The organism is Gillisia lutea, from assembly GCF_021568705.1.
Taxonomy (GTDB): Bacteria; Bacteroidota; Bacteroidia; order Flavobacteriales; family Flavobacteriaceae; genus Gillisia; species Gillisia lutea.
Genome location: NZ_JAKGTH010000006.1, coordinates 805250 through 827269, shown reverse-complemented (window position 1 = coordinate 827269; position 22020 = coordinate 805250). Strand labels below are relative to the sequence as shown.

Genomic DNA, 22020 nt, shown 5'->3' with positions numbered 1-22020 from the left:
TTTTAATTTCCGGAAATTTCAGAAATAGTCTCAGTGAATTTATCTTGAGGCTTTTTTGATAGCTGAGCAAATACTCCGTCCAAAGAGGTTTTTTCAAGATAAATCTCAGTTAATGGCCAATTTTTCATTACACAGGTAGCAATTAAAGTTTTCGTAATTTCTGGGCCAGTGCTAAACCTTATTCTAAGTTTATTTTTATTTATTATTTCTACTCCGGTTACACCATGTATAGAAAGCAATTCATCATTAGATGGAGCATTTTCCATTTCCATAATGAGTGTATCTGGCTCTATATAATTATTAAAAGCATAGAGCGTATCAGAAAATACAGTTTGGCCATTTTCTATCATTACTATATTATCACAGGTTGCTTGAACTTCTGACAGTATATGTGTAGAGAGAATAACTGCTCTGTCCTCTGCAATTTCTTTAATTAATTTTCTTACCTCCAGTATTTGATTTGGGTCCAACCCGTTAGTAGGTTCGTCTAGAACTACCAACTTAGGGTTATGAATTATAGCCTGTGCTAAGCCAACTCTTTGCTGATACCCTCCTGAAAGATTGCGCAAAACCCGCTTACTGAAATGACTAATCCCACACTTCGCCTTTGCAAGTTCTAGAGCGGTTTTAATTTTTTCTGTTGGGATTGATCTTAAATGAGCACAATGAGTTAGATATTCATCTACTGTTAATTCTAAATGTAAAGGTGCTTTCTGAGGCAGAAATCCAATTAATTTCTTGGCCTCTACCGGATTCTCTCTAACATTAATTCCATCTATAAAAGCCTCACCTTCTGTTTGGTTAATAACCCCACAAAGAATATTCATGGTAGTTGATTTACCAGCACCGTTAGATCCTAGCAATCCCAAAATTCCTTTATTTGATATTTCAAAATTGATATCTCTAATAGCCCAGTCTTTACTGTATCTATGTGAGAGGTGTTTTATTTGTGCTATACTTCCTTCCATCTCTAATATTTTTACTGTTATTTTTTTATTTTCGTTTTCTCCTTATAAGAAGAAATGCTCCAGACAATGCAATAGAAACCGGGAATAAGCCTAAAAAGAAAGTTTCCATCCACGAAATTTGACTTCTTGAAAGCAAAATTCTATTATCAATCGGGTCAGGGCGTGAAGTGTCTATAGGATACTCATTGCCACTAAACCATTTGAACATTTGAATAATGAATTTATAATTCTCTGTGCGCAAATTAAATCTTCCCAATTCTCCATTACTCATAAAATCTGCATCCCCGAATACCATTATTTTTTGTTGCTTTTCTGAATGCTTTCTTGTTAAAGCCATCCCGACGGGGACTATTGTTTTCGTGTCCAGCCCTTTTCCGAATTTAATTTCATCGGTTTCTAGATCAAATTCCCCCTCTTTATTCCACACCTTATCTTCCTCAGTAGTAATGACTGGAATTATGTCAAATTGTGAAGATTCATTTACAGAGATACCCACGGCACCTGAAAAACTAATTATATCCTTTGCAGAGAGATTAAAATCTAGGGAAGTAGCTTCTTCGGTAATATGTGTTTGTAATAAATCCAGCTCATAATCTTCACTTTCCTGAAGGAGTGTACCCCCTGTATATGCGAGACCAAGTTGATGTAAGAGGGGATTGAAGTTGTCTTGTTTTCCCGGTTCTCCTGCTATTATAAGGTTACCTCCATTATCAATGTAGGTATTAATTTTGCTTATTTCCTCTTCCGAGTATATTCCAAATGGATCGGCTATTACTAATACTGTGAGATTAGTAGAGGATTGTGAAAGGGAATTTATTTTGACCTCAACAACATCAAAACCTTGATTAATCAATGAACCTCTTGAGTTAAGGGAGTTGAAAATATCTTTATATCCCTTATCTCCCGTTTTGTTAATATCTCTTTCATCTTTTCCGGTTAATACACCAACCACCGCCGGGGAAGTTATTAGCCTTTTGAGAGCGGCTGAAATTTCTGCCTCTCCAGGATAGGTTAACATATCATAAAACATTCGAAGACTGGTCTCTTTATTTCCATAACGCACTTTCCGGACAAACATATTCTCCTCGTGCCTTAAATCAACATTGGCCCTAAGTTCCTCCGGACTTAAGATTTTGTCATAATCAAAACCATAAGCAGTGGCAGATCTTTTGGCCCTTTCAGGCAAGGTCATAGGAGTATTATCTCTAGCATTAAGAGTTGAATCGTAGTAAGTGGTATATTTTATATCAAGATCTGGAAGAAAACGAGTGTACTGATTGAATTTATTCAGATCGAAAATTCTGAATTTCGGTGATCCTAAATGTGAAAAACTATTAATTACGTTTACATAAGTATCTATACTTACAGGTTTATCAAGTCTTTTAATTAGCTCCTGGCTATTTTCTGTTAAAGTTCTATCCTTAAAACGAGTTGTATCATAATAGCCATCAAAAGCAGGTAAAGAGCTTATATATCCTATTAGAAGAACCGCAATCACGAAGGTTGCATATTTCCCTGTCTTAATGATTCCTGAGCGCGAAACCCTCCCACTATTTAACCTCGTTATTGTTAGAGCTAGAAATAACCCAATAACTAATAGGAAATAAATTACATCCTTACTGCTAATAAGACCATTAATAAAATTATCTGCCCTACCTGTTATACTTATCCAATAGGTTATATCACGAACATAATCGATACTTTGACCAATATTTCCTACAAAGTTAAGAGCGGCTAAAACGGCAAGGGTGCTTATGGCTGCAACTACTTGATATGAAGTAAGACTGGACATAAACAGCCCTATAGCTGAATAAGCACATATTAAAAGGTATAATCCCAATACTCCACCCAATACGAATTTTACATCAAGAGACTCTATAGAAATTAATCCTGCAGCGACAATGCTACCTAATATTATAACTAATAATAACCCATAGAGCATCATTGCTAAAAATTTACCAAAAATGATTTTCTGATTGGTAATAGGCGAAGAATATAATAATTTAATAGACCCACTACTTATTTCGCGACTCATTAAGCCCATGGTTAACAAGGGGATATATAGATATAACTTATTCTGCACTGCTGCAAAAAATCCTTGATTCCCACCAAAAACATCTACTGTTAAGCCTTTTAAATTTTGACCTAATTGTTGACTGGTTTCCCTTACATCAATTAAACCTGTGAAGGTCACCCCACACTGGACGATAAAAATTATCAATACAATCCAGGCAATTGGAGAGTAAAATAATATACTCAACTCAAGCTTCGCTATCTTATAAATCTTCTTCATTTAAATAATATTTGTTCAATTTAGAGCAGGCTACAGCAGGCCCGTCAAGTTTAATGCAAGCAGTATTTTAATACAATTTTCATTTTAAAGAATATTCTCTTATCACTTCCAGAGGATACCAGGAACCTAAAAGGCCCCCGATAACCAATGAAACCCCAACCTAATCGTTATAATTGAGTAGTAATGGCCGTTATACGGTCAAATCCAGTAAACACCTTGATATTTGAATCATCAATATTTCCAACACCAGTATTTACTAACGGTAATAGGTAAACTTTACCTTCACTACCGTAAGTAGATAATATAAGTTGCTTATTATTCGTCTCCAAATATGGGGAGTCTCCTCCTTCAGCTCTAAAAGGATAATCGGCTTGAGTATACACCTGAAGGGTTGTGATCTCTTCTCCAGCAGGGACAGTATACCTCTCCTCAAAAACAGGAGAATCAGAGCTATAGAGCATTGCATAGATCTTTGTGGAGGTAGCATAATAAAGCACCTTTTGATTATCCATGAAAACAAACTCTGTAGCCTCATTAATTCCAGGGGCATTCGACATATCATAGAACGCTTTTGGAGCGGGGGGGATCAATGCTTCAGGGTAGTTATCTACTCCGCCAGTTAAAACGTACAAGCCTATTTCACCTGTAAAGGTATCTTTTAACAGGTGCCTAAAGTCTCCTTCTGTACTTACTCCAGAAACCAGATTTATTTTATTTTCCAGATTGGAAGGATTAAAAACCCCACCTGTTACCCCAGGGGTTTCATAAAAATTCCTATCTCCCCAACTTGAAAGGGAAGGGATGTAAATAAATTTCTCAATCTCTTCATCGTAAAAACTTACCCTCACCGGTAAGGGGTAGTAATTGAAAGGATTTATAGCTACATGATCAGGAACAGAATAATCCGCATCAAAAGGTAATCCGAATTTCTTAGAAGCACCCATGTAAGTTGACGTTAGCTTACCGTTACCAATATAAATATCGGCTTGAACAGAAACACCTAATGCCTGTGGCTGATAATTTTGAGTACTGGTGAAGAAGAGATCATCGTTTTCTCCGGCAAATGTATAGTCCAATGTATTTATTCTTACAACACTATTATCTGTTATTCCTATCAATGCATCAACGCCATATATATTACCAAATCTCATTTGCTTAATCAAGCCTGGAATCCTATTTCCATTTATAGAAGAATAGACATGATGTTTAACGCTCACTTGCGAATAGTCAGCTGTAACCTGTGGAGACATTATATGGCTGATGTCGGTAGTTATACCGTCACTAGTCTCTGCAATTACAAGACCTTCTCCAATATTATTTTTTACTGTAAGGGGCCACGCCATGATATAATCTAAACCGGTATTTTCATCTGTAACTGTATATAGCAACTGATGTTTTTTGCCTGACACATTGGGTTTAAAGTCAACCTCAAAATTTAAATTCCTTTCTGTTCCAATAGTTTCATAAATTGTATCTCCCGGTTCCAGATTGATCCTCCATTCAAAACTCAAGTTTTCTTCAGTTAAAGAAGTATTCAAATTTGGTTCTACAATGAGGTGCTCAAACTGATACACAGAAAAATCCGTCATTCCAGTCGTGTCAATAACCACACCTTCAATTTCCATTAGGTCCATAATAGTGGTGTCCTTAAAACATGAAGAGAACAGACCAATTATGATGACTAAGCCTAGTATATATATGTTTTTGATTTTTTTCATAATAGTTATTTAGCACGTTTAAAATTAAACCTAGCTACTAACGCGAGGTTTGAACGCTTTAATTAATTTAATCGTAAAGAGAATGAGTATAATATAGAGGTACTATCTCTTCGCCAGCCATATCTCCATCGTCGTGGAGAAGAGGTGCGTCCGGATGATCGAGATTATATTGTTTCACGTAATCCCCAAACTGGGTACCGACTGCCTGAGCACCGGTTGGTCCTAACGCCCTATAGTCATTCAGCGTAAAGTCTGTATAACCTGTTGATTCTACTACTGCTCTATAGGCAGCGGTACTTGATGTTCGGGTGAAGAAATAAGAATACCATCTCCAGTTTGGAACTATTACTTTATCTGTCCAGATAACAGTATACTCTACTGCTTCCTTATTTCCTGCTTGGAAATCATCAGAGTTAGTAAACCTCAGATGTAAGGAAGCTTCTTCATTTTTCAATTCCTCTGAATTATAAACTATTATATATAGCTTTCCATCAAATTCTCCTGCTTTTACCACACCTTTCTGAATTTCATAAAGGTTTTCAGAAGCTGTACTAAGAGAATCCTGAATAATCTCTACATTAAAGTACCTATCATAATTGGTTGAATTTCCCATAATTCTAACCGGGATTTCCATTAAGAATTCTCCATCGGTATTTCCTAGGAAACTGTATCGTTTGTTGTACTTATAATCATTTTCACTTACAACAGTAAAATTTACCGCTGGCTTTGCCTCAAAAGAGGTTATCTCATCTTTCTCACATGCCGTAGTTAAAAGAATAGTGGCAAACAATGCGAAAAGGGCTGTCTTAAAATTTTTCATTTTAATTTTTTTTGGTTCTTATCTGTTTCCAAATTCAACTTCATTATCCGGATAAGGCAATACATATATGTCATCATCCACTACCGTGTCATCCGATAGACCGGGTATATTACTAAGCCCTTTTCTCTTATAAAAGAAGAATAATTGGCCTTCCATCAGGAATTCCTTTCGGTATTCTTTCATTAGTTCTTCTCTAACCTGCTCTACTTCAGAATTCTCCGGGATTTGTTGAATAATTCCTCTACTACTTCTAACTGTATTTATGTAATTAACAGCAGTTCCTACATTACCCTTTTCGAGATGATATTCTGCAGCGATGTAATACATTTCCGGTAGTTTTATAAGAGGCATAATATTTCGGGAATCAGTACTCTGGAGCAACTTGATGTTTATAAGACCTCTAGATTGAGATTGTAACAAAGTATTGAATCTAACATCTGCCAGACCAATATTTACACTATCGGTTTCAAAAACATCAGTAGCTCTTTCCTGGGTGTAATATAAAGCATCATAATTGGTACTGCTTTCCGCGTTCAGCTGAGGATTAACTATGTTTGCAAAACCTTCCACGTTCAGTCCAAATAATATTTCCGGATAAAATATAGGGTCACTGCTTACTGGGTAATTTTCTGAAGCGATAAGCGAAGTAAAAGACTCGTTAATCACTTCCTCTGCTACCATAGCCGCAGCCTGTAGTTTCTCACCTCCCTGCCATTGTAGCACCCTGGCTTGTAAAGCTTTCACAGCATAGTAATTCAGACGCTGTTCACGATGATTATAAAAACCATTTCGATTAGCTTCCGTAAAATAGTTTTCATCTCTGCTGGAGTTTGGGTACACTGGATCTTCTTTTAAAAGTTCCATCGCAGTTTCTATATCATTTTCCAGTAAGGCAAAGGTCTCAATATAATCTAGCTGCGGTGTAACTTCTTTTCCATATTGTGTAACATACGGAATGGCGTATTCACCAGAAACATTTCTATTTCCCAAATCGCCTATTCCGTATAAACGCAATAAGTCGAAATGTACAAATGCTCGCAGCGCTAGTAACTCACCTTTTATTAATGAATGATCTATATCCTGAAGTACACTGTCATCTTTATCTATATAAGCCAGCGCCAGATTTATATTGGCCAATACATTATACGATTTTTTCCAGATTCCGTCTAGCTTGTCTATAGAGCTTGTTGCATCATATTTAAATTGCTGTATCTGGTCATATTGTGAAGCTATTGGCAAGGTTTCATATTGCTGACTTAAAAGGTCTACGATATTCCAGGTTAGATCCTTTGAGTAAAGTTCTGGAGCAGTCATTCCAATATAAACCCCCATTAGGGCGTCTTTGAATCCATCTTCAGAATTAAACTGTTCCGAGGCTTCAATTTGTGTATTAGCAGTAACATCAAGCCATTCTTTTTCGCAAGAAGAAGCGGTAACTGCTATCGATAATCCCAAAAGGATATTTCTAAGTTTTTTGTTCATAATTATGCGATTAGAAGTTTGCTGTTAATGAAAATGACATAGATCTCGAGAATGGATATAAGGTTCCTCTTTCAATTTCTATAGAAGAAAATTTTGCAACCTCATTCATATTAAAACTAAGTCTCAGTCTTTTTAATTTCAAGGCGTCAATTACCTGTTTCTGGAATTCGTAATAAACATTTACAGCCGCTATATCTAATTCATTCCTATCCTGAACGAATCGAGAGGTTGCACGTGTTTTTTCCTGGTAACTTTCTACCACATTATCACCATCTGTATCTACGGTAAACTTTCCAAGTCTTTTGAAAAGGGCATCTTGCCCAGGATAAAGCCATCTACCGGTAAGAACTCTTCGATCTACATTATAATTCATATCTACATTTTCCACCTTATCAACCAAAGTTTGATTATATAACTGACCACCACCTAAGTAGCGGCCTGTTACGTTAACTCCGAAGCCTTTATATTCTCCCGAAATTCCAAATATGCCTCTGTATTTTGGATTAGAGTTACCTACTACCGCAAGATCTTCTGCACTCCATTCATACGTAGTATTCCCATTTCTGTCTAAGTAAATCTCGTTACCTGTTGAAGGATCTATCCCTAATGAACGTACCGCCCAGATCGCATTCATAGACATACCGTCTTCATATTTATGTACAGGTTCACTATTTCCTCTATCAGCCGCCTGCTCATCCATTGCCTCGTTATAAGACTTCATTGCATTAGACAGCTCCACGATTTCATTCTTATTAGTTGAAACACCTCCATTAATACTCACAAAATCCCTTCCTTTAGACCATAATAAATAGGAAATATTTGCCTCTATTCCAGAGTTCTTCACTTTCCCCAAATTATCTTTTACTCTATCAAAACCTGTAGAATATGGGATGGTGATATCAGTAATTAAGTTTTCTGTGTAGCTTTCGTAATAATCAAATCTTAAAGAAAGGTGGCCTATCTTGGCATCCAATCCGGCATTATAATCAAACTTAGATTCCCACTGTAGTGATGGGTTAGATATATTTAAAACATAAGACCCTGGAAATCCCTGATATCTTGAATTAAGATAGTAAGCATACGTTGCAATAGATTCGTTGGTATTAAAATTCTGGTTACCGGTAGATCCTATGGAACCCCTAACTTTTAATTGTTCAAGAAAAGAACTTCTAAAGAATTTCTCGTTGTGAAGGTTCCATCCAAGACCAAGGCTCCAGAAATTAGCCCAGCGTTTGTCTGCACCAAACTGTGAGGAAGCACTGGTTCTAAGAGTAAAATCAGAAAGAAATCGATTATCATATACATAAGAGCCAACAGCCAAAAACCCTATATCTCTGGTAATTCCATTAATCCCAGTAGGGCGTGAATCAAGTGCATAATCACGAGCAAAAATGATATCGTCCATTCTACTGCTTGGAAAACCTTCAGCTTTATGAACAATTTCCTCAAATTTTCTTTCACTTATATTAAAACCAACATTGGCGAAATAGAAGCTCTTATTTCTATTTTTTGAATACTGGAGGTTAAAGTCTCCTGACAAATAAGTGCTCTCACCATTATTGATTTGATAAGAACCTTTACGCTGAATATCTGACTGAGTTAAATAATTTTCAAATTTTGTATGTTTTGAAGAATAGAATTCATCACCATCACTCTTCTTCACATCAATACCTACCCTAGTAACTGCTTTTAAATTTGATAAAATATTCCATTCCAGATAGAAATTGTTACTAAAGTTGAAGTAGCTTGACTCTATACGGGAATTTAGTGTTGAATTATAAAGCGGGTTTGTGTATCGAACGTTATTAGGACCGATTTCAGCATAATAAGGAATACTCCCGTCTAAATTTTCGGCCCGCCAATAAGGATTCATTACAGCATATTCACTAAACTCTCCATAGGGGGAATCGGTAGTTTTATTACTATTAACGTTAATAATATTACGAAAGGAAAGGTTCTTAACACGATAGAAAGCCGTTATACCTCCCGCTATATTTTCTCTACCCGAGCCTTTCATAATTCCCTGAATATCACGGTAAGATAGATTGGCTTGCATTCTTAAATCATTACTACCTAGTTCCACAGAAAAAGCATGTCTCTGACCAATACCATTCTGAAGTGGTTTTGCCATCCAGTCGGTATCCAATCCTTCTAATGCGAGTTTCCTTCTTGAGTTATAAAGTTGCTGAAGCTCCACATAGTTATCAGAATCATTAAGGGAAGGAACATACATTCCATCTATTACTTCGGCATCCAACTTCTCCATTGAATTAGTTAGATTATAACTTGAAAGATCAGGAAATTCTAGATCAAGACTACTATTATAGGTGATTAGAGCTTCGTCAGAAGAAAGTTGTTTAGTCTCTATCACTACAACCCCGTTAGCTGCTTTGGAACCATATAATGCCTTTGAAGCAGCATCTTTAAGAACCGTGATCATTTCGATCCTGTTTATATTAAGATCATATACTTGCTCTATAGAAACCTCAAACCCATTTAAAATAAACAAAGGTTGGTTTGGATCCTTCAGGAAGTTGCCTTTTAATTCACTTCCCAGATCTGTTTCCTGTGCAGGAAAAGTAGAGGTCCCTCTTATTTGCATATCTGGCAAAGCATTAGGATTAGACCCTGTAGAGAAATTATCCATTATAACTATAGACGGATCAATATTTTGAATAGCTTGAAACAAATTGGAATTACCAACACGCTTCAATTCCTCTCCGGTAACACTAATTGTAGAACCAGTAAAGCTTTCTGCCTTTCTTTGGTAAATACCAGTTAGAATTACCTCAGACAGTTCTGCCATATCGGTTTCCATTTTAATGTTGATAAAGTCCGGGCCTTGTAACGTCACTTCCTGAGTTCTATAGCCAATATGACTAAAAAGTAGGATATCTTTAGGACCAGCGGTTATGGAAAAATTTCCATTGAGATCGGAAATCACTCCACTTGAAGTATTTTTTATAATTACATATACCCCAGGGAAAGAGTTACCATTTTCATCGGTAACAAGTCCTTTTATCTGACTCTGGTCTAATTGAAATACTTTCTGGTCAGAACTATTAGCTCCCTCACCTTTACCTGATTTTTCAGTTAAAAATATCTGTTGATCGATAATGTTATACGAAGTTCTCGATTGGCCAAAAACCTCATTTAAAATTAGGGTTACAGGCTTTTTTTGAACCTTAATAGAAATTCTTCTATTGAGATCTACATCCTTAGTCTTGAATACAAATCTGAAATCGGTCTTTGTCTCAATTTCATCAATAAGCCTTTCAATACTAACATTTTCTAGATTTAGAGTAACATTTGTTTTTTGAGAGTATGCTGAATTTGCATGTAAAGTGAATAATGTGATAAAAGCAAACAATAGTGTCAACCTCATCTTTAGGTTAAATTTAAGCAAGGGGTGTGAGCTTCTTGTGTAGTAAAGAAGTTTTTTCATACTTTTGTAATGTTTAATTGTGGTTATGTAATTGATCACACTTTTTTAATCGGGAAATGCGTCACCATTTTCCGATTTTTTTATCTCCACTCCTAATCAGGCACTAGTGGCATTTCAATCATGATTATGATATTTTAATTGGTTACTGTTAATTACTATTATTCAATAATTATTTTATCGTTTTTAATGGAATATTTTATTCCATACATGGTTTTTAAATATTCCATAACTTTTTCAATAGGCTCATTTCCGAAATTCGCATTAAATGTTTCATTTTCTAATATTTCATTTCTATTATCAATTTCAATATTATAATGCCTTTCCAGCTTTTTTAGAATATTTTTAAAAGTCATATTTCTAAAAACCAACTCACCTTTAATCCAAGAGGTATATACACTTGTAATTACCTTTTTCTTTGTTAATGAAAGTTCACTCTTATTAAAACTACCTTTGGTCCCTGGTACAAGCATTAAGGAATGTTCTGACTGTAAATTCTCTCCATCTGGATACATTCCTACTGAACCTTCTACCAAAACTATATCTGCCCGACTATCTTCCTTATATGAGGCAACGTTAAAACGAGTTCCTAAAACCTTAATATTTAAGTTCTCAGAATTTACTATAAATGGATGCTCTGTATCCTTCGCTACATCAAAAAATGCCTCACCGCTCAAATAAACTTCACGAATTTTTCCTGGAATAAATTGTACGGGGTATCTAAAAGAGGTACCAGAATTTAAGTGTACATGTGTACCATCTGAGAGTTCTATCTCAAACCTTTTACCATACGGAACTCTAAGAGTATTAAACTTTACTTCTTCAGTTTGCCTTTTAGGCTTATAAACTAATTGATTTTTGTCTTGTGAACCCAGGAAATTTCCTTGTTCATCTACTAAAACCAATTGCTCACCCTCTTCTAAAATTTTTACCGAACCATCTTCTAATTGAAGAGTGATTAAGCTTTCAGGGATGTTAACATCACTGTTTACCTTTGTAAATGAAATTGGCAAATCATAAAAGAAGTTTAAACATAAGAAAGCAATAAAAATAGCGGCCACAGCAGCATACTTGTAAAATTTCTTTTTACCCCAATATGAATTTTGCGGTTTAAAGTCTCTTTCTTTCGATACAGATAATATAGTCTCAAAAAGGCGATCTGTAGTTCGGTCATCCATTTCAGCCTTCTCTGGCATCATTTCCATGACCTCTTCCAAATTAGGAAACTGGGAGATAGAATCTTTCTTTTGAAAGAAATTAATTATCTCTTGTAATTCTTTTTGAGAACACTCATTTCGAATATATTTCCGAAGCAATTCCTGTATGTACTTATCTTTTTCCAAATCTTTTCTGATGATCTCTATATATAATACAGTTGAAAAGTCTTTTAGTACTACTCTCTTTTAAATTATTTTTAACTTTTTTTAAATTAAATGTTAAAACACCTCATTAGGTAGCATAATTTAAAAGGCTTGAAGGAGAAGAAATGAATAAATTGAGTTAATGTACCCAATCTGAAAGAAGTAGGAATATTAGGGTAGTTATATCCGAATTTACTTCAAGATATTGACGGATGGTTGCAAGGGCCTTACTCATTTGGTTTTTTACAGTACTGAGAGATATTCCTAATTCAGTACTTATTTCCTCATAACTATGACCATCAATTCGAGACATTTGAAAAATAATTTTTCGTTTTGGAGGTAATAGGTCTAAGGCCTGATTTTTTATGTGATTATAATCGACTTCATCCATGAACTGATCTGTGGAATAAGAAAACTTTTCAGCTTTATAGAAAATCTCTTTATGTAAATCTTTTTCGTTTGAGGCTTTATTTAGAAAATTGAAGGTAAGATTTCTGGCAATAGTGAATATGAAAGATTTAAATGATAGATCGACATTCAAATCATTTCTATTAAGCCAAACCCTTAGAAAAACTTCCTGAACAACCTCCTCTGCATATGTTTTAGACTTAAGCATAGCAAAGCAGAAAGCATAAATATCGTTCTTATATGTTAGATATAATTGCCTAAACGCATGTTCATCACCCGAAATAAGTTGCCCTACAAGTAGCTTGTCAGTATTTCCTGTTCCGAATTCTTTCAAAGGGTATAATTAATTTTCACACTTATTCCCCTATCTAATATAATTTTCTAGTCGATTAGACCAAAATTAAAAATATCAACAAGTTGTAGGGAAATTGTCGCAAAGACGTTTAAGTGATATTTTTGCTCAATATTAAGATTTTTTTCACAAAAATTAAAGAAATTCTACACGAAAGACCTTGATTTACTTATTTTTAGAAAATTCTTAAAGAAGAAAACGATTTTCTTAACAAAAACAAATAAGTTCATCTTTATATTTCGAAATCGGCAAAATTTAGAAAATAAGAAACTTTATTATAGCCTACCAGCTCAATAAAAGTTTATACGATTTGAAGTTATTTGTGACCTCGCCAAGAATCGAACTTGGATCTAAAGTTTAGGAAACTTCTATTCTATCCGTTGAACTACGAGGCCAGTTATTGTGACGTAAATTTATAAACTTCTATGATGTTACAAACATTACAGTTTTAATTTTTGATCTCAAAGCTGGTTTTTTTTATAAAAACATCAGCTATTTTGAAATAGTTGATCGTAATGAGAAATTACCTATTTTTAAATTCACTTAAAGCCATTCCTCATGAAATCCCGATACTTATTACTATTCTGCTTAAGTTTCATAATGATAAATACCACTACTGCTCAAAATCCCTCAATTATGAAAGACCCATTTGCCCATACTTTTTCGATTGTTGCCAGAGACTCTATTACGGGAGAAATGGCGGTTGGCGTTCAAAGTCATTGGTTCTCTGTAGGAGCCCTGGTACCATGGGGGAAATCTGGGGTTGGCGTAGTTGCCACCCAGTCATTTGTTAACCCGGCATATGGGCCCAATGGCTTAGCTTTAATGGAAAAAGGTAAATCAGCCGTGAATGCATTAAAAGAATTAATTTCAAAAGATGAGGGTCGGGAATATAGGCAAGTAGCTTTTTTAGATGCAAATGGAAAAGCCTCAGCTTTCACGGGGGCTAATTGCGTAGAATCGGCTTCTCATTATGTGGGTGAGAATTTTTCGGTACAGGCGAATATGATGCTGAATGACGATGTTATTCCCGCAATGAAAAAGGCATTTATAACCAACCCAAAACTTCCTTTAGCTGAAAGGGTTGTGATGGCCTTGCAGGCTGCGCAGGATGCCGGAGGGGATATTCGTGGAAAACAGTCGGCCGCATTGATCGTTGTTGGCCCTAACAAGGTGGAGAATTCCTGGGAAGATAAAAAAATTGACCTCCGGGTAGACGACAGTGATAATCCGCTTGCAGAGCTCGAGAGGTTGTTGAAAGTTGCTCGAGCCTATGAGTATATGAATAGAGGTGATCTAGCTATGGAAGAAGAAAATGTTGAAAAAGCGCTGGAAGAATACGGAAATGCAGAAAAAATGTTTCCGAAGAATTTAGAAATGAGATATTGGAAAGCCGTAGCATTGGCCAATAGCGGAAGAATAAAAGAAGCTATTCCGGTATTTAAATCTATATTTGAAGAGGACGAGAACTGGAGAACGATGACCTTAAGGTTACCTGCTTCAGGTTTATTGAATGTATCGAAAACAGATTTGAAACTGATTGTAGAATAAAGCAATTCAGCTTATTGAAAAAAAAGAAAATATTATGAAAACCATCATTTTAAAGATAGCCTTTCTATCTCTTTGTATAAGCACATTAATTGGGTGCAAAGAGGATAAAAAAGAAGCCGCTAATTCACAACCAGAAGTTGAGACACAGGCTACTAATCCGAAAACTACAGCTACTGTAAATCCTGCTCACGGAGAGCCCGGACATAGATGCGACATTCCTGTGGGCGCTTCTTTGAACCAACCGGTAAAAACCCAACAAAAAAACCCTTCTGTTTCACCTGTGTGGGCAGAAACCCCTTCCCCTAGTATAAATCCAGCACATGGGCAACCGGGTCATGATTGCAGCAAGCCTGTTGGAGCTAAACTATAGTAATAAGTCTGGTTACCAAAACTTATGAGTTATAGTAACCAGACTTATTTTTAAGGTTTTAAAAGCTTAATCAATACCCCCTGCTCTAACGGCATCTCTAGCCTCTGGCCAGGTCATTTGTTCGCCGGTACGCTTACTTATAGGCAATACACTGCGTTCTCTGGAAGTAGTTTCAGAATCTTCACTTGCCTTATAAGCAAGAATTGCCGTGAGAATAGCATTGTTCCTAACATCATCAAAAACAATTTTATCGTAGGTATCTAAATTAGTGTGCCAGGTATAATTCCAATAAGACCAACTAAGTGAGCTTAAACTAAACGCAGGGGCACCAGCTGCAACGAAAGAAGCATAATCTGAACCTCCCCCTGCCGGAGTACCCGGAAAAGTTGTTTCAATTTGTCCTGAAATTTCTTCCGGAACAGCTTCCATCCATCTTCCTAGATATTCATATGAATGTAAAAATCCACCACCAGAAAGGTTCACCACTCTTCCTGTTCCGTTATCTTGATTAAATAATGCCTGTAAATTAGCTACAATCTCGGGGTGGTCTTTAACAAATGCACGTGAGCCATTCAAGCCTTGTTCTTCACTTCCCCAATGTCCGGCTATTATAGTACGCTTAGGATTAGGATACATCTTTTTTAACAAGCGCATTGCTTCCATCATAACAATTGTTCCAGTACCATTGTCTGTCGCGCCGGTAGCACCATCCCAGGAGTCAAAATGGGCAGAAAGTATAACGTATTCTTCAGGCTTTTCTGTCCCTTTAATTGTGGCGATGGTATTAAAAGTTGGTACTGCGCCCAGCTCTTTTGATTCAGCAACTATTCTAAGCTTTGGTGTATTTCCAGATTCTACCAGTCTATAAACCATTCCATAATCTTCTAAAGAAAGTTCTAAAGTGGGAATTTTCTTAGTACTCGCAGAAAATATCTTATTAGCACCAAATCCACGGGACCAGTTTAATGTTATAATACCAACAGCACCTGCCTTTTCTAAAGCTTCAGGTAGAGTTCTATATGTTAACCCTGTATTCTTAATTCTTTCTTCCCAAGCATCAGACTGCTTTTCACGAGAAGATTTCATTTTCTCAAAAGATTCCTTAGTCGCAAATTCTTCCCAGTTATAATCAGGCCTTCCTGTAGGTTGAGGCATAGAGATCATTACTAGTTTTCCCTTTACCTGAGAAGCTATTTTGTTAAAATTACTGGAATCTTTAAGCATAGGCAAAATAACAACTTCAGCCACTATTGGTTTCTTTCCGGTTCCCGGACTCCAAGCTAACTGCATTCCGCTTAATGTCCTTACTCTTGGCTCAATTAAATCTATATGAGTAATCCCGCGTTCCCATCCGCGCCACTTTCCCCATAGCTCATTTTCTGCAGAAATTCCCCAAGAGCTATATTTTTCTACAGCCCAGTCATGAGCGTTCTTCATTTGTGGGGTTCCTACCAAACGTGGACCAACTACATCCATTAGTTCATGTGCTAATTGCTCTAGTTGGGAATTGTCATTGGCTTCATCAATTATATTTTCAACAACTACATTTGATTCCTGTGCTACCACAGGACTGATTTGAATAATCAGAAAAGCTGATACTAGTAATAAGGTTTTTTTCATGTATAAAAATTAAAATTATGTGGTTACCGTAAGTACCAAATATAGCATTCCTTTCTAACATGAAATAACCGGCTTTTTACACATTTTTTTCATAATGTTCTATCAGGTTTATCAATTTTGCACCAATAAGTTTTTATGAAAGTGTTTAACTTAGTTCATCGCTATTAATAATGTGGCCGCCAGCCTTTAAAATTTGCTGTTTGGCTTCTAAAAAATCTGGATGTGATAAGGCTCGTGTAGCATCTTCAATAAGAGTTGCCTTAAAACCATCTTTCAGCGCATCCATTATAGAGAAATACACACAATATTCTGCAGCTAATCCACAAAAATAAAGTTGAGAAATCCCTTTTTCCTTTAAATACCCAGATAGACCCGTAGATTTTAAATGTGCATTATCATAAAACGCACTATAACTATCTATATTTTGGTTTGTTCCTTTTCTAAAAATAGCCTCTATTCTAGATGTCTGTAACTTCGGGTGAAATTCAGCTCCTTCTGAATTCTGAACACAATGCACAGGCCATAACACCTGGGAATGCCCTTCAAAAGTGATGGTTTCAAACTCATTTTTACCTGCATGATTGACAGCGAAACTGGAGTGATCGCGAGGATGCCAATCTTGAGTTGCTACTACAAGATCAAATTTCTCCTGCAATTTATTTATAAGCGAGACTATTATATCTCCCTCTTTTACCGCAAGGGCTCCACCGGGGACGAAATCATTTTGCATATCGATAATTATAAGTGCCTTCATTTTAAACTTTGTATTTCTTTAATAACATTTCCCGTTCTTTTTTCAGCTTTTTGCTGATGCCGACTTTATATATATGCGGATTATCAAATCGTTTATATTCCTCTGGAATACTGTTAAGTCTCTTCGCAGAATATTCAGCTATTTCAGTAAGACTCCGCTCTTGCGAGGTTCGCTTTCCTTTTTCCATGACTAAATGAAGTAAAGCTTCGGTTTCACAGGTTTCTACTGGAAGGGATTTCAAGATCTCCTGAGGATCGTACATTCTATCTATTCCATTTTCCTCTCTCATTGTAATGGCATCAGCTCCAATTAATTCTCCATTAGTATTTTTAAGTCGGAAGACCTGTTTTTTATGAGGAATAGTTACTTTAGAAAGACTCTCAGATATCTTTAATCTGGGAATGTTATTAGACATACTTAATTTATAAACCCCATCTAGTGCCGCATCAGGATTCCCAGTCACTAAGTTAGTTCCTACTCCAAAGACGTCTATGGGAGCCTTTTGCTCTAACAAACTTTTAATTACGTACTCATCTAACTGATTGGAGGCTGCAATTTTGACGTATTCTAATCCAGCCTCATCTAACATTTTTCTACATTCCTTTGCTAAATAGGCCAGATCCCCACTATCTAATCGTATTCCCATCAATTTTTCTCCTCGCTCTTCCATTTCCTTTCCTATTGTAACAGCATTTGGGAGTCCGCTCTTAAGGGTATTATAAGTATCCACTAACAGCACACAATCGTTTGGTCTTCCTTCTGCAAATGCTCTAAAAGCGGCAATTTCACTATCGTAGCTTTGAATAAATGAGTGCGCCATGGTACCTGAGACAGGAATATTAAAATCTTTTGCCGCAACCACATTACTCGTACTGTTAAATCCACCAATTATAGCTGCTCGAGAAGCATAGTAACCTCCAGGGCCATGGGCTCTGCGTAAGCCAAAATCCAAAAGCTTCCGATTGCCGGCTACTAATCTCATTCGGCTAGCCTTAGTAGCTATAAGAGTTTGAAAATTCAATAAATTTAAAAGAATGGTTTCAATAAGCTGCGCCTCAATGATATTGGCTTCCACTTGCAAAATTGGCCTGTTGGGAAATACCACATCGCCTTCCTGAGCCGAATATATCTTTCCGCTAAATTTAAAATCTTTCAAATATTGTAGGAATGCTTCCGAAAAATCCTGCTCTCTTAAATATTTAAGATCGTCATCGCTAAATTTTAAGTTTTCCAGTTTTGATAATAGATCTTCCAATCCAGCAAAAATGGCATATCCTCCATCGAAGGGAAGTTTTCTAAAATAATAATCGAAAACCGCTGTATGGTCTTTCTGACCGTTTTCAAAATAAACATGAGCCATTGCCAGTTGATACTGGTCGGTATAAGTTGCAGTAAAATTGATCATAAGCAAAAGTAGATTAACCAGCTACCACACAAAGGGCTTACAGCCAGTCATTTTTATTCATTGTTCTCACAAATTTAAATGATTCCCATAGCTTATCGGCTTTTATGCATTGTAAAATTCTATTAAAAGATTTTTTGATCTCTTTCTATTTTAACCCAAATAAAAGCTAACTTTGGCCTTCAACAGCAGGTAAAAGGTATAATGTTGTAATTATTAAACCTTGACTACCAAGACTGTTGAAATCATTCTAGAAGAAATTTGATATTTTTTATAGAATGTTTAGTGAAAAATAAAATAAATATTATATTTGCATCCGCAAAAATGCTTTGCGAAACTCCTCCTTAGCTCAGTTGGTTAGAGCATCTGACTGTTAATCAGAGGGTCCTTGGTTCGAGCCCAAGAGGAGGAGCAAAACAAAAAGGAATTATCACCTTTTCAAAAACGATAAAACATATTGGTATTTTCCTCCTTAGCTCAGTTGGTTAGAGCATCTGACTGTTAATCAGAGGGTCCTTGGTTCGAGCCCAAGAGGAGGAGCAAAAAGCCTGATAGCAATATCAGGCTTTCTTGTTTTTTGTATATTCAAGATATGCATTACGTATATATACTCCATTCTTCTAATAAAAATGCTTTCTATATTGGAGAAACCTCAGATATAGAAGAAAGAATCATCCAACATAATACAGGTCACTTTACAAATGCTTATACTAAAATAGCTCAGGACTGGATTTATTTTCATCTGATTTCCTGTGAAAATTCAATACAAGCTCGCAAAATTGAAAAACATATAAAATCTATGAAAAGTAAAAGCTATTTCATCAATCTTTCAAAATATCCAGAAATGACAGAAAAACTCCTATCCAAATATTAAAATGTTCGAGCCCTCCCGATAGCTATCAGGAGAGGAGCAGAAAGCCTGATAGCAATATCAGGCTTTCTTGTTTTTAAGAAACTCACTTTATAATAATATTCATAAAAAAAGGCCACTTGAACAAGTGGCCGTTTTTTATATTTTAAAGTATTCGCTATTCAAATAACCAGCGATAAATATCATTTCCATTTGCAAAGAGCACTAAAGCAATAAGAATAAAGAATCCTACCATTTGAGCATACTCCATAAATTTATCGTTCGGTTTTCTTCCTGTAATAATCTCATAAAGCAAAAACATAACATGCCCTCCATCTAAAGCCGGAATTGGAAGTATATTCATAAAAGCCAATATAATGGAGATCAAAGCGGTTGCTAACCAGAAACCTTGCCAGTTCCAAGCGTCCGGAAACAAGCCTCCAATAGCCCCAAATCCACCAACTTGTGTTGCGCCTTTAGCCGTAAACACGTATTTGAATTGCGCCACATAATCGCGTAAGGTCCAATACCCATAATCAAAACCTTCTTTAATACTTTCGGAAACGCTATAATCTTTGTGTTGTATTTCCCAATCTCTTCTACTTGTTACCCCTAATTTTCCTTCTTCATTAGGAGTGATTTTTGTACTCATTATTTTCCCATCACGAGCAAAAACCAACTCTACTTCCTTATTTGCATTCTCAACAGAGATAGGAGCAAGCTCATGCCAATACCCTATTTCCTGATTATTCAAGGAAATAAGACTATCTCCCTTTTGAAGTCCGGCGTTAGCCGCAGCATAATCTATAACCACACTATCTAAAATTGCATTTTGAATAGGGATAAATGGCTGCATAATTCCCTCCTGAAACATTTTAGAACCTATCTCATCCGGAACATTCACTGTTTCTTTTGAGCCATCCTGATGTAACACTGTGATGTTCTTCACATCACGCATAAAAAGAAAACGGTTTATATCAATAGAGTTTTTCATGTCCTCACCATTCACTTCCAGTATCCTGTCGCCATCCTGAAATCCAAACTCCTTGAATTGTTCGGCTACTGCAAACCCTCGAGGCATATCGTTTGCTCCCACATAATTACTTCCCCAAACAAATAATACCATCATATAAATAAGGAAACCTAAAACTAAATTCACGGTTACCCCTCCAAGCATTATTATTAAACGCTGCCATGCCGGCTTACATCTAAATTCCCAAGGCTGTGGAGGTAGCGCCATTTGCTCCTTGTCCATGCTCTCATCAATCATTCCTGAAATTTTCACATAGCCACCTAATGGAAGCCACCCAATTCCATACTCTGTCTCTCCTATCTTCTTCTTGAAAAGTGCAAACTTCACATCAAAGAACAAGAAGAATTTTTCTACTCGGGTTTTAAATAATTTGGCGGGAATAAAATGCCCTAATTCGTGTAAAACTATAAGCAACGACAAACTTAGAATTAACTGTATTGCTTTAATTATAAATGGATCCATTCTTTAAACTTCGGTTTTTAATCGCACAAAAGTAACCTTTTAAAAGCTCCTAAAAAAGTATAAATCTTTCCAAGCTTTCCTGAATAAAAAATTTTACCAGAGAAAGGCCTTCTAATTGATTCTTAGGCTTTAATTTTGTGTTAAAATAAAATGTATGCTTCGGTTCTTTGCAAAATTCAAATTTCTTGCCATAGTATTATCCATACTTTCAGTAATAATTATTTTCTCAATTTACTCTTTGTTAAAGCCTAAGGAAAAATTGCAGGTATTCCAGCCAGATATGGTAAATGCCGAGTTGGTGGATACCACTATTCAGTATGTAAGAAAATATCATAGAATTGCAGATTTCAAATTAGTGAATCAAAATGGGGACACTATAACTCAAGATTTTTATAAGGACAAGATTTATGTGGCCGACTTCTTTTTTACAACCTGTGTAACCATATGTCCTATTATGACAGACCATATGCTTAAAATTCAGGAACTCATTCAAAATGATTCTGATGTATTATTACTTTCACATAGCGTAATACCTGAAGCAGATAGCGTACCACAACTTAAAAAATATGCCATAGAAAAAGGAGTGAATGATTCTAAATGGAATCTGGTTACTGGAGATAAAAAACAGATCTATGAACTTGCAAGAAAGTCATATTTAGCAACCAAAACTGATGGAGACGGGGGACCTTACGATATGATTCATACCGAGAATTTTATCCTGGTTGATAAAGAAAAAAGAATTCGCGGGTTTTACGACGGTACCAATCCCGAAGCAATAGATGATCTTGTGCATGATCTAAAAATCCTGAAGGCTGAATATCAGAATTGACAGTTTTAAGGTCTAAACTTTTCATAAGACTTTATTTTACGTTATTTTTGCCTTGTTTAAAATCAATCTAAATAAAATTGAAGCTAACTGTTGCTCATCTAAAACGCGGACAGCGGGGAATTATAAAAGAATTCTCGGTAGATAATGTGCCATTAAAATTGCTAGAGATGGGTTGCCTTCCGGGTAATCAAGTAGAGCTGGTACAAACCGCCCCTTTTAGAGACCCTATGTATCTAAATATTAATGGGAGTCACTTAGCAATAAGAAAGGAAACAGCGCTTCTAATTGAAATAGAATTAATATAA

The 22020-nt window shown here is 35.9% G+C and carries 17 protein-coding genes and 3 tRNA genes; 7 read left to right on the top strand and 13 right to left on the bottom strand.

Features of this window, described 5'->3' with window-relative positions:
* Positions 1-2: 2 nt before the first annotated feature.
* From L1I30_RS03800 to L1I30_RS03760, 9 genes are all read right to left on the bottom strand, one after another.
* Positions 3-968, bottom strand: coding sequence for an ABC transporter ATP-binding protein (locus tag L1I30_RS03800; protein ID WP_236132918.1), 966 nt, complete (start codon positions 966-968; stop codon positions 3-5).
* A gap of 25 nt (positions 969-993) precedes the next feature.
* A complete protein-coding gene (locus tag L1I30_RS03795) occupies positions 994-3261 on the bottom strand; it encodes a DUF4350 domain-containing protein (protein ID WP_236132917.1) in 2268 nt (755 codons plus the stop codon).
* A 167-nt stretch (positions 3262-3428) separates the two neighbouring features.
* Entirely contained in the window at positions 3429-4979 is a 1551-nt protein-coding gene (locus L1I30_RS03790) for a PKD-like family lipoprotein (RefSeq protein ID WP_236132916.1), read from the bottom strand.
* A 67-nt stretch (positions 4980-5046) separates the two neighbouring features.
* Positions 5047-5799: a DUF4843 domain-containing protein gene (locus L1I30_RS03785; RefSeq protein WP_236132915.1), complete on the bottom strand. Its 753-nt coding sequence runs from the start codon at positions 5797-5799 to the stop codon at positions 5047-5049.
* A gap of 18 nt (positions 5800-5817) precedes the next feature.
* Positions 5818-7281 (bottom strand): RagB/SusD family nutrient uptake outer membrane protein, encoded by a 1464-nt coding sequence (locus tag L1I30_RS03780; protein ID WP_236132914.1) that lies wholly within the window; start codon positions 7279-7281, stop codon positions 5818-5820.
* A 10-nt stretch (positions 7282-7291) separates the two neighbouring features.
* Positions 7292-10666: a SusC/RagA family TonB-linked outer membrane protein gene (locus L1I30_RS03775; RefSeq protein WP_236132913.1), complete on the bottom strand. Its 3375-nt coding sequence runs from the start codon at positions 10664-10666 to the stop codon at positions 7292-7294.
* A 218-nt stretch (positions 10667-10884) separates the two neighbouring features.
* Positions 10885-12066, bottom strand: a complete 1182-nt coding sequence (locus L1I30_RS03770) for a FecR family protein (RefSeq protein WP_236132912.1) — start codon at positions 12064-12066, stop codon at positions 10885-10887.
* Positions 12067-12223: 157 nt separating this feature from the next.
* Entirely contained in the window at positions 12224-12826 is a 603-nt protein-coding gene (locus L1I30_RS03765) for an RNA polymerase sigma factor (RefSeq protein WP_236132911.1), read from the bottom strand.
* Between the two features lie 341 nt (positions 12827-13167).
* Positions 13168-13239 (bottom strand) — tRNA-Arg (locus L1I30_RS03760).
* Positions 13240-13480: 241 nt separating this feature from the next.
* On the opposite strand from L1I30_RS03760, the gene L1I30_RS03755 reads away from it, so the two are divergent.
* Both L1I30_RS03755 and L1I30_RS03750 read left to right on the top strand, forming a co-directional pair.
* Positions 13481-14395 carry a DUF1028 domain-containing protein gene (locus L1I30_RS03755; protein WP_236132910.1) on the top strand — a complete coding sequence of 305 codons (915 nt, stop codon included), beginning with the start codon at positions 13481-13483 and terminating at the stop codon, positions 14393-14395.
* A gap of 34 nt (positions 14396-14429) precedes the next feature.
* Complete coding sequence (locus L1I30_RS03750) at positions 14430-14765, top strand: hypothetical protein (protein ID WP_236132909.1); 336 nt, start codon at positions 14430-14432, stop codon at positions 14763-14765.
* 66 nt (positions 14766-14831) lie between these two features.
* Here the strand turns inward: L1I30_RS03750 and L1I30_RS03745 are convergent, their stop codons facing one another.
* From L1I30_RS03745 to L1I30_RS03735, 3 genes are all read right to left on the bottom strand, one after another.
* Positions 14832-16385 carry a M20/M25/M40 family metallo-hydrolase gene (locus L1I30_RS03745; protein WP_236132908.1) on the bottom strand — a complete coding sequence of 518 codons (1554 nt, stop codon included), beginning with the start codon at positions 16383-16385 and terminating at the stop codon, positions 14832-14834.
* 145 nt (positions 16386-16530) lie between these two features.
* Positions 16531-17139: a bifunctional nicotinamidase/pyrazinamidase gene (gene pncA, locus L1I30_RS03740; RefSeq protein WP_236132907.1), complete on the bottom strand. Its 609-nt coding sequence runs from the start codon at positions 17137-17139 to the stop codon at positions 16531-16533.
* A 1-nt stretch (position 17140) separates the two neighbouring features.
* Positions 17141-18544: a nicotinate phosphoribosyltransferase gene (locus L1I30_RS03735; RefSeq protein ID WP_236132906.1), complete on the bottom strand. Its 1404-nt coding sequence runs from the start codon at positions 18542-18544 to the stop codon at positions 17141-17143.
* A gap of 335 nt (positions 18545-18879) precedes the next feature.
* On the opposite strand from L1I30_RS03735, the gene L1I30_RS03730 reads away from it, so the two are divergent.
* The 3 genes from L1I30_RS03730 (at position 18880) to L1I30_RS03720 (ending at position 19415) form a co-directional block, all read left to right on the top strand.
* Positions 18880-18953, top strand: a tRNA-Asn gene (locus L1I30_RS03730).
* 54 nt (positions 18954-19007) lie between these two features.
* A tRNA-Asn gene (locus tag L1I30_RS03725) sits at positions 19008-19081 on the top strand.
* A gap of 52 nt (positions 19082-19133) precedes the next feature.
* The gene (locus L1I30_RS03720; protein WP_236132905.1) at positions 19134-19415 is read left to right on the top strand and encodes a GIY-YIG nuclease family protein; all 282 of its coding nucleotides are present in this window, start codon (positions 19134-19136) and stop codon (positions 19413-19415) included.
* 154 nt (positions 19416-19569) lie between these two features.
* Here the strand turns inward: L1I30_RS03720 and rseP are convergent, their stop codons facing one another.
* A complete protein-coding gene (gene rseP / locus L1I30_RS03715; RefSeq protein ID WP_236132904.1) occupies positions 19570-20886 on the bottom strand; it encodes an RIP metalloprotease RseP in 1317 nt (438 codons plus the stop codon).
* 154 nt (positions 20887-21040) lie between these two features.
* Here rseP and L1I30_RS03710 point away from each other — a divergent pair, with 154 nt between their 5' ends.
* Both L1I30_RS03710 and L1I30_RS03705 read left to right on the top strand, forming a co-directional pair.
* Positions 21041-21715, top strand: a complete 675-nt coding sequence (locus L1I30_RS03710) for an SCO family protein (RefSeq protein ID WP_236132903.1) — start codon at positions 21041-21043, stop codon at positions 21713-21715.
* 77 nt (positions 21716-21792) lie between these two features.
* The gene (locus tag L1I30_RS03705; protein ID WP_236132902.1) at positions 21793-22020 is read left to right on the top strand and encodes a FeoA family protein; all 228 of its coding nucleotides are present in this window, start codon (positions 21793-21795) and stop codon (positions 22018-22020) included.

What these genes read in the sequence shown, in the direction of transcription:
- L1I30_RS03785 (WP_236132915.1), bottom strand. Translation starts at nt 5,799, where the DNA reads ATGAAAAATTTTAAGACAGCCCTTTTCGCATTGTTTGCCACTATTCTT.
- L1I30_RS03790 (WP_236132916.1), bottom strand. Translation starts at nt 4,979, where the DNA reads ATGAAAAAAATCAAAAACATATATATACTAGGCTTAGTCATCATAATT.
- L1I30_RS03710 (WP_236132903.1), top strand. Translation starts at nt 21,041, where the DNA reads ATGCTTCGGTTCTTTGCAAAATTCAAATTTCTTGCCATAGTATTATCC.
- rseP (WP_236132904.1), bottom strand. Translation starts at nt 20,886, where the DNA reads ATGGATCCATTTATAATTAAAGCAATACAGTTAATTCTAAGTTTGTCG.
- L1I30_RS03745 (WP_236132908.1), bottom strand. Translation starts at nt 16,385, where the DNA reads ATGAAAAAAACCTTATTACTAGTATCAGCTTTTCTGATTATTCAAATC.
- L1I30_RS03775 (WP_236132913.1), bottom strand. Translation starts at nt 10,666, where the DNA reads ATGAGGTTGACACTATTGTTTGCTTTTATCACATTATTCACTTTACAT.
- L1I30_RS03795 (WP_236132917.1), bottom strand. Translation starts at nt 3,261, where the DNA reads ATGAAGAAGATTTATAAGATAGCGAAGCTTGAGTTGAGTATATTATTT.
- L1I30_RS03720 (WP_236132905.1), top strand. Translation starts at nt 19,134, where the DNA reads ATGCATTACGTATATATACTCCATTCTTCTAATAAAAATGCTTTCTAT.
- L1I30_RS03735 (WP_236132906.1), bottom strand. Translation starts at nt 18,544, where the DNA reads ATGATCAATTTTACTGCAACTTATACCGACCAGTATCAACTGGCAATG.
- L1I30_RS03780 (WP_236132914.1), bottom strand. Translation starts at nt 7,281, where the DNA reads ATGAACAAAAAACTTAGAAATATCCTTTTGGGATTATCGATAGCAGTT.
- pncA (WP_236132907.1), bottom strand. Translation starts at nt 17,139, where the DNA reads ATGAAGGCACTTATAATTATCGATATGCAAAATGATTTCGTCCCCGGT.
- L1I30_RS03755 (WP_236132910.1), top strand. Translation starts at nt 13,481, where the DNA reads ATGAAAGACCCATTTGCCCATACTTTTTCGATTGTTGCCAGAGACTCT.
- L1I30_RS03750 (WP_236132909.1), top strand. Translation starts at nt 14,430, where the DNA reads ATGAAAACCATCATTTTAAAGATAGCCTTTCTATCTCTTTGTATAAGC.
- L1I30_RS03800 (WP_236132918.1), bottom strand. Translation starts at nt 968, where the DNA reads ATGGAAGGAAGTATAGCACAAATAAAACACCTCTCACATAGATACAGT.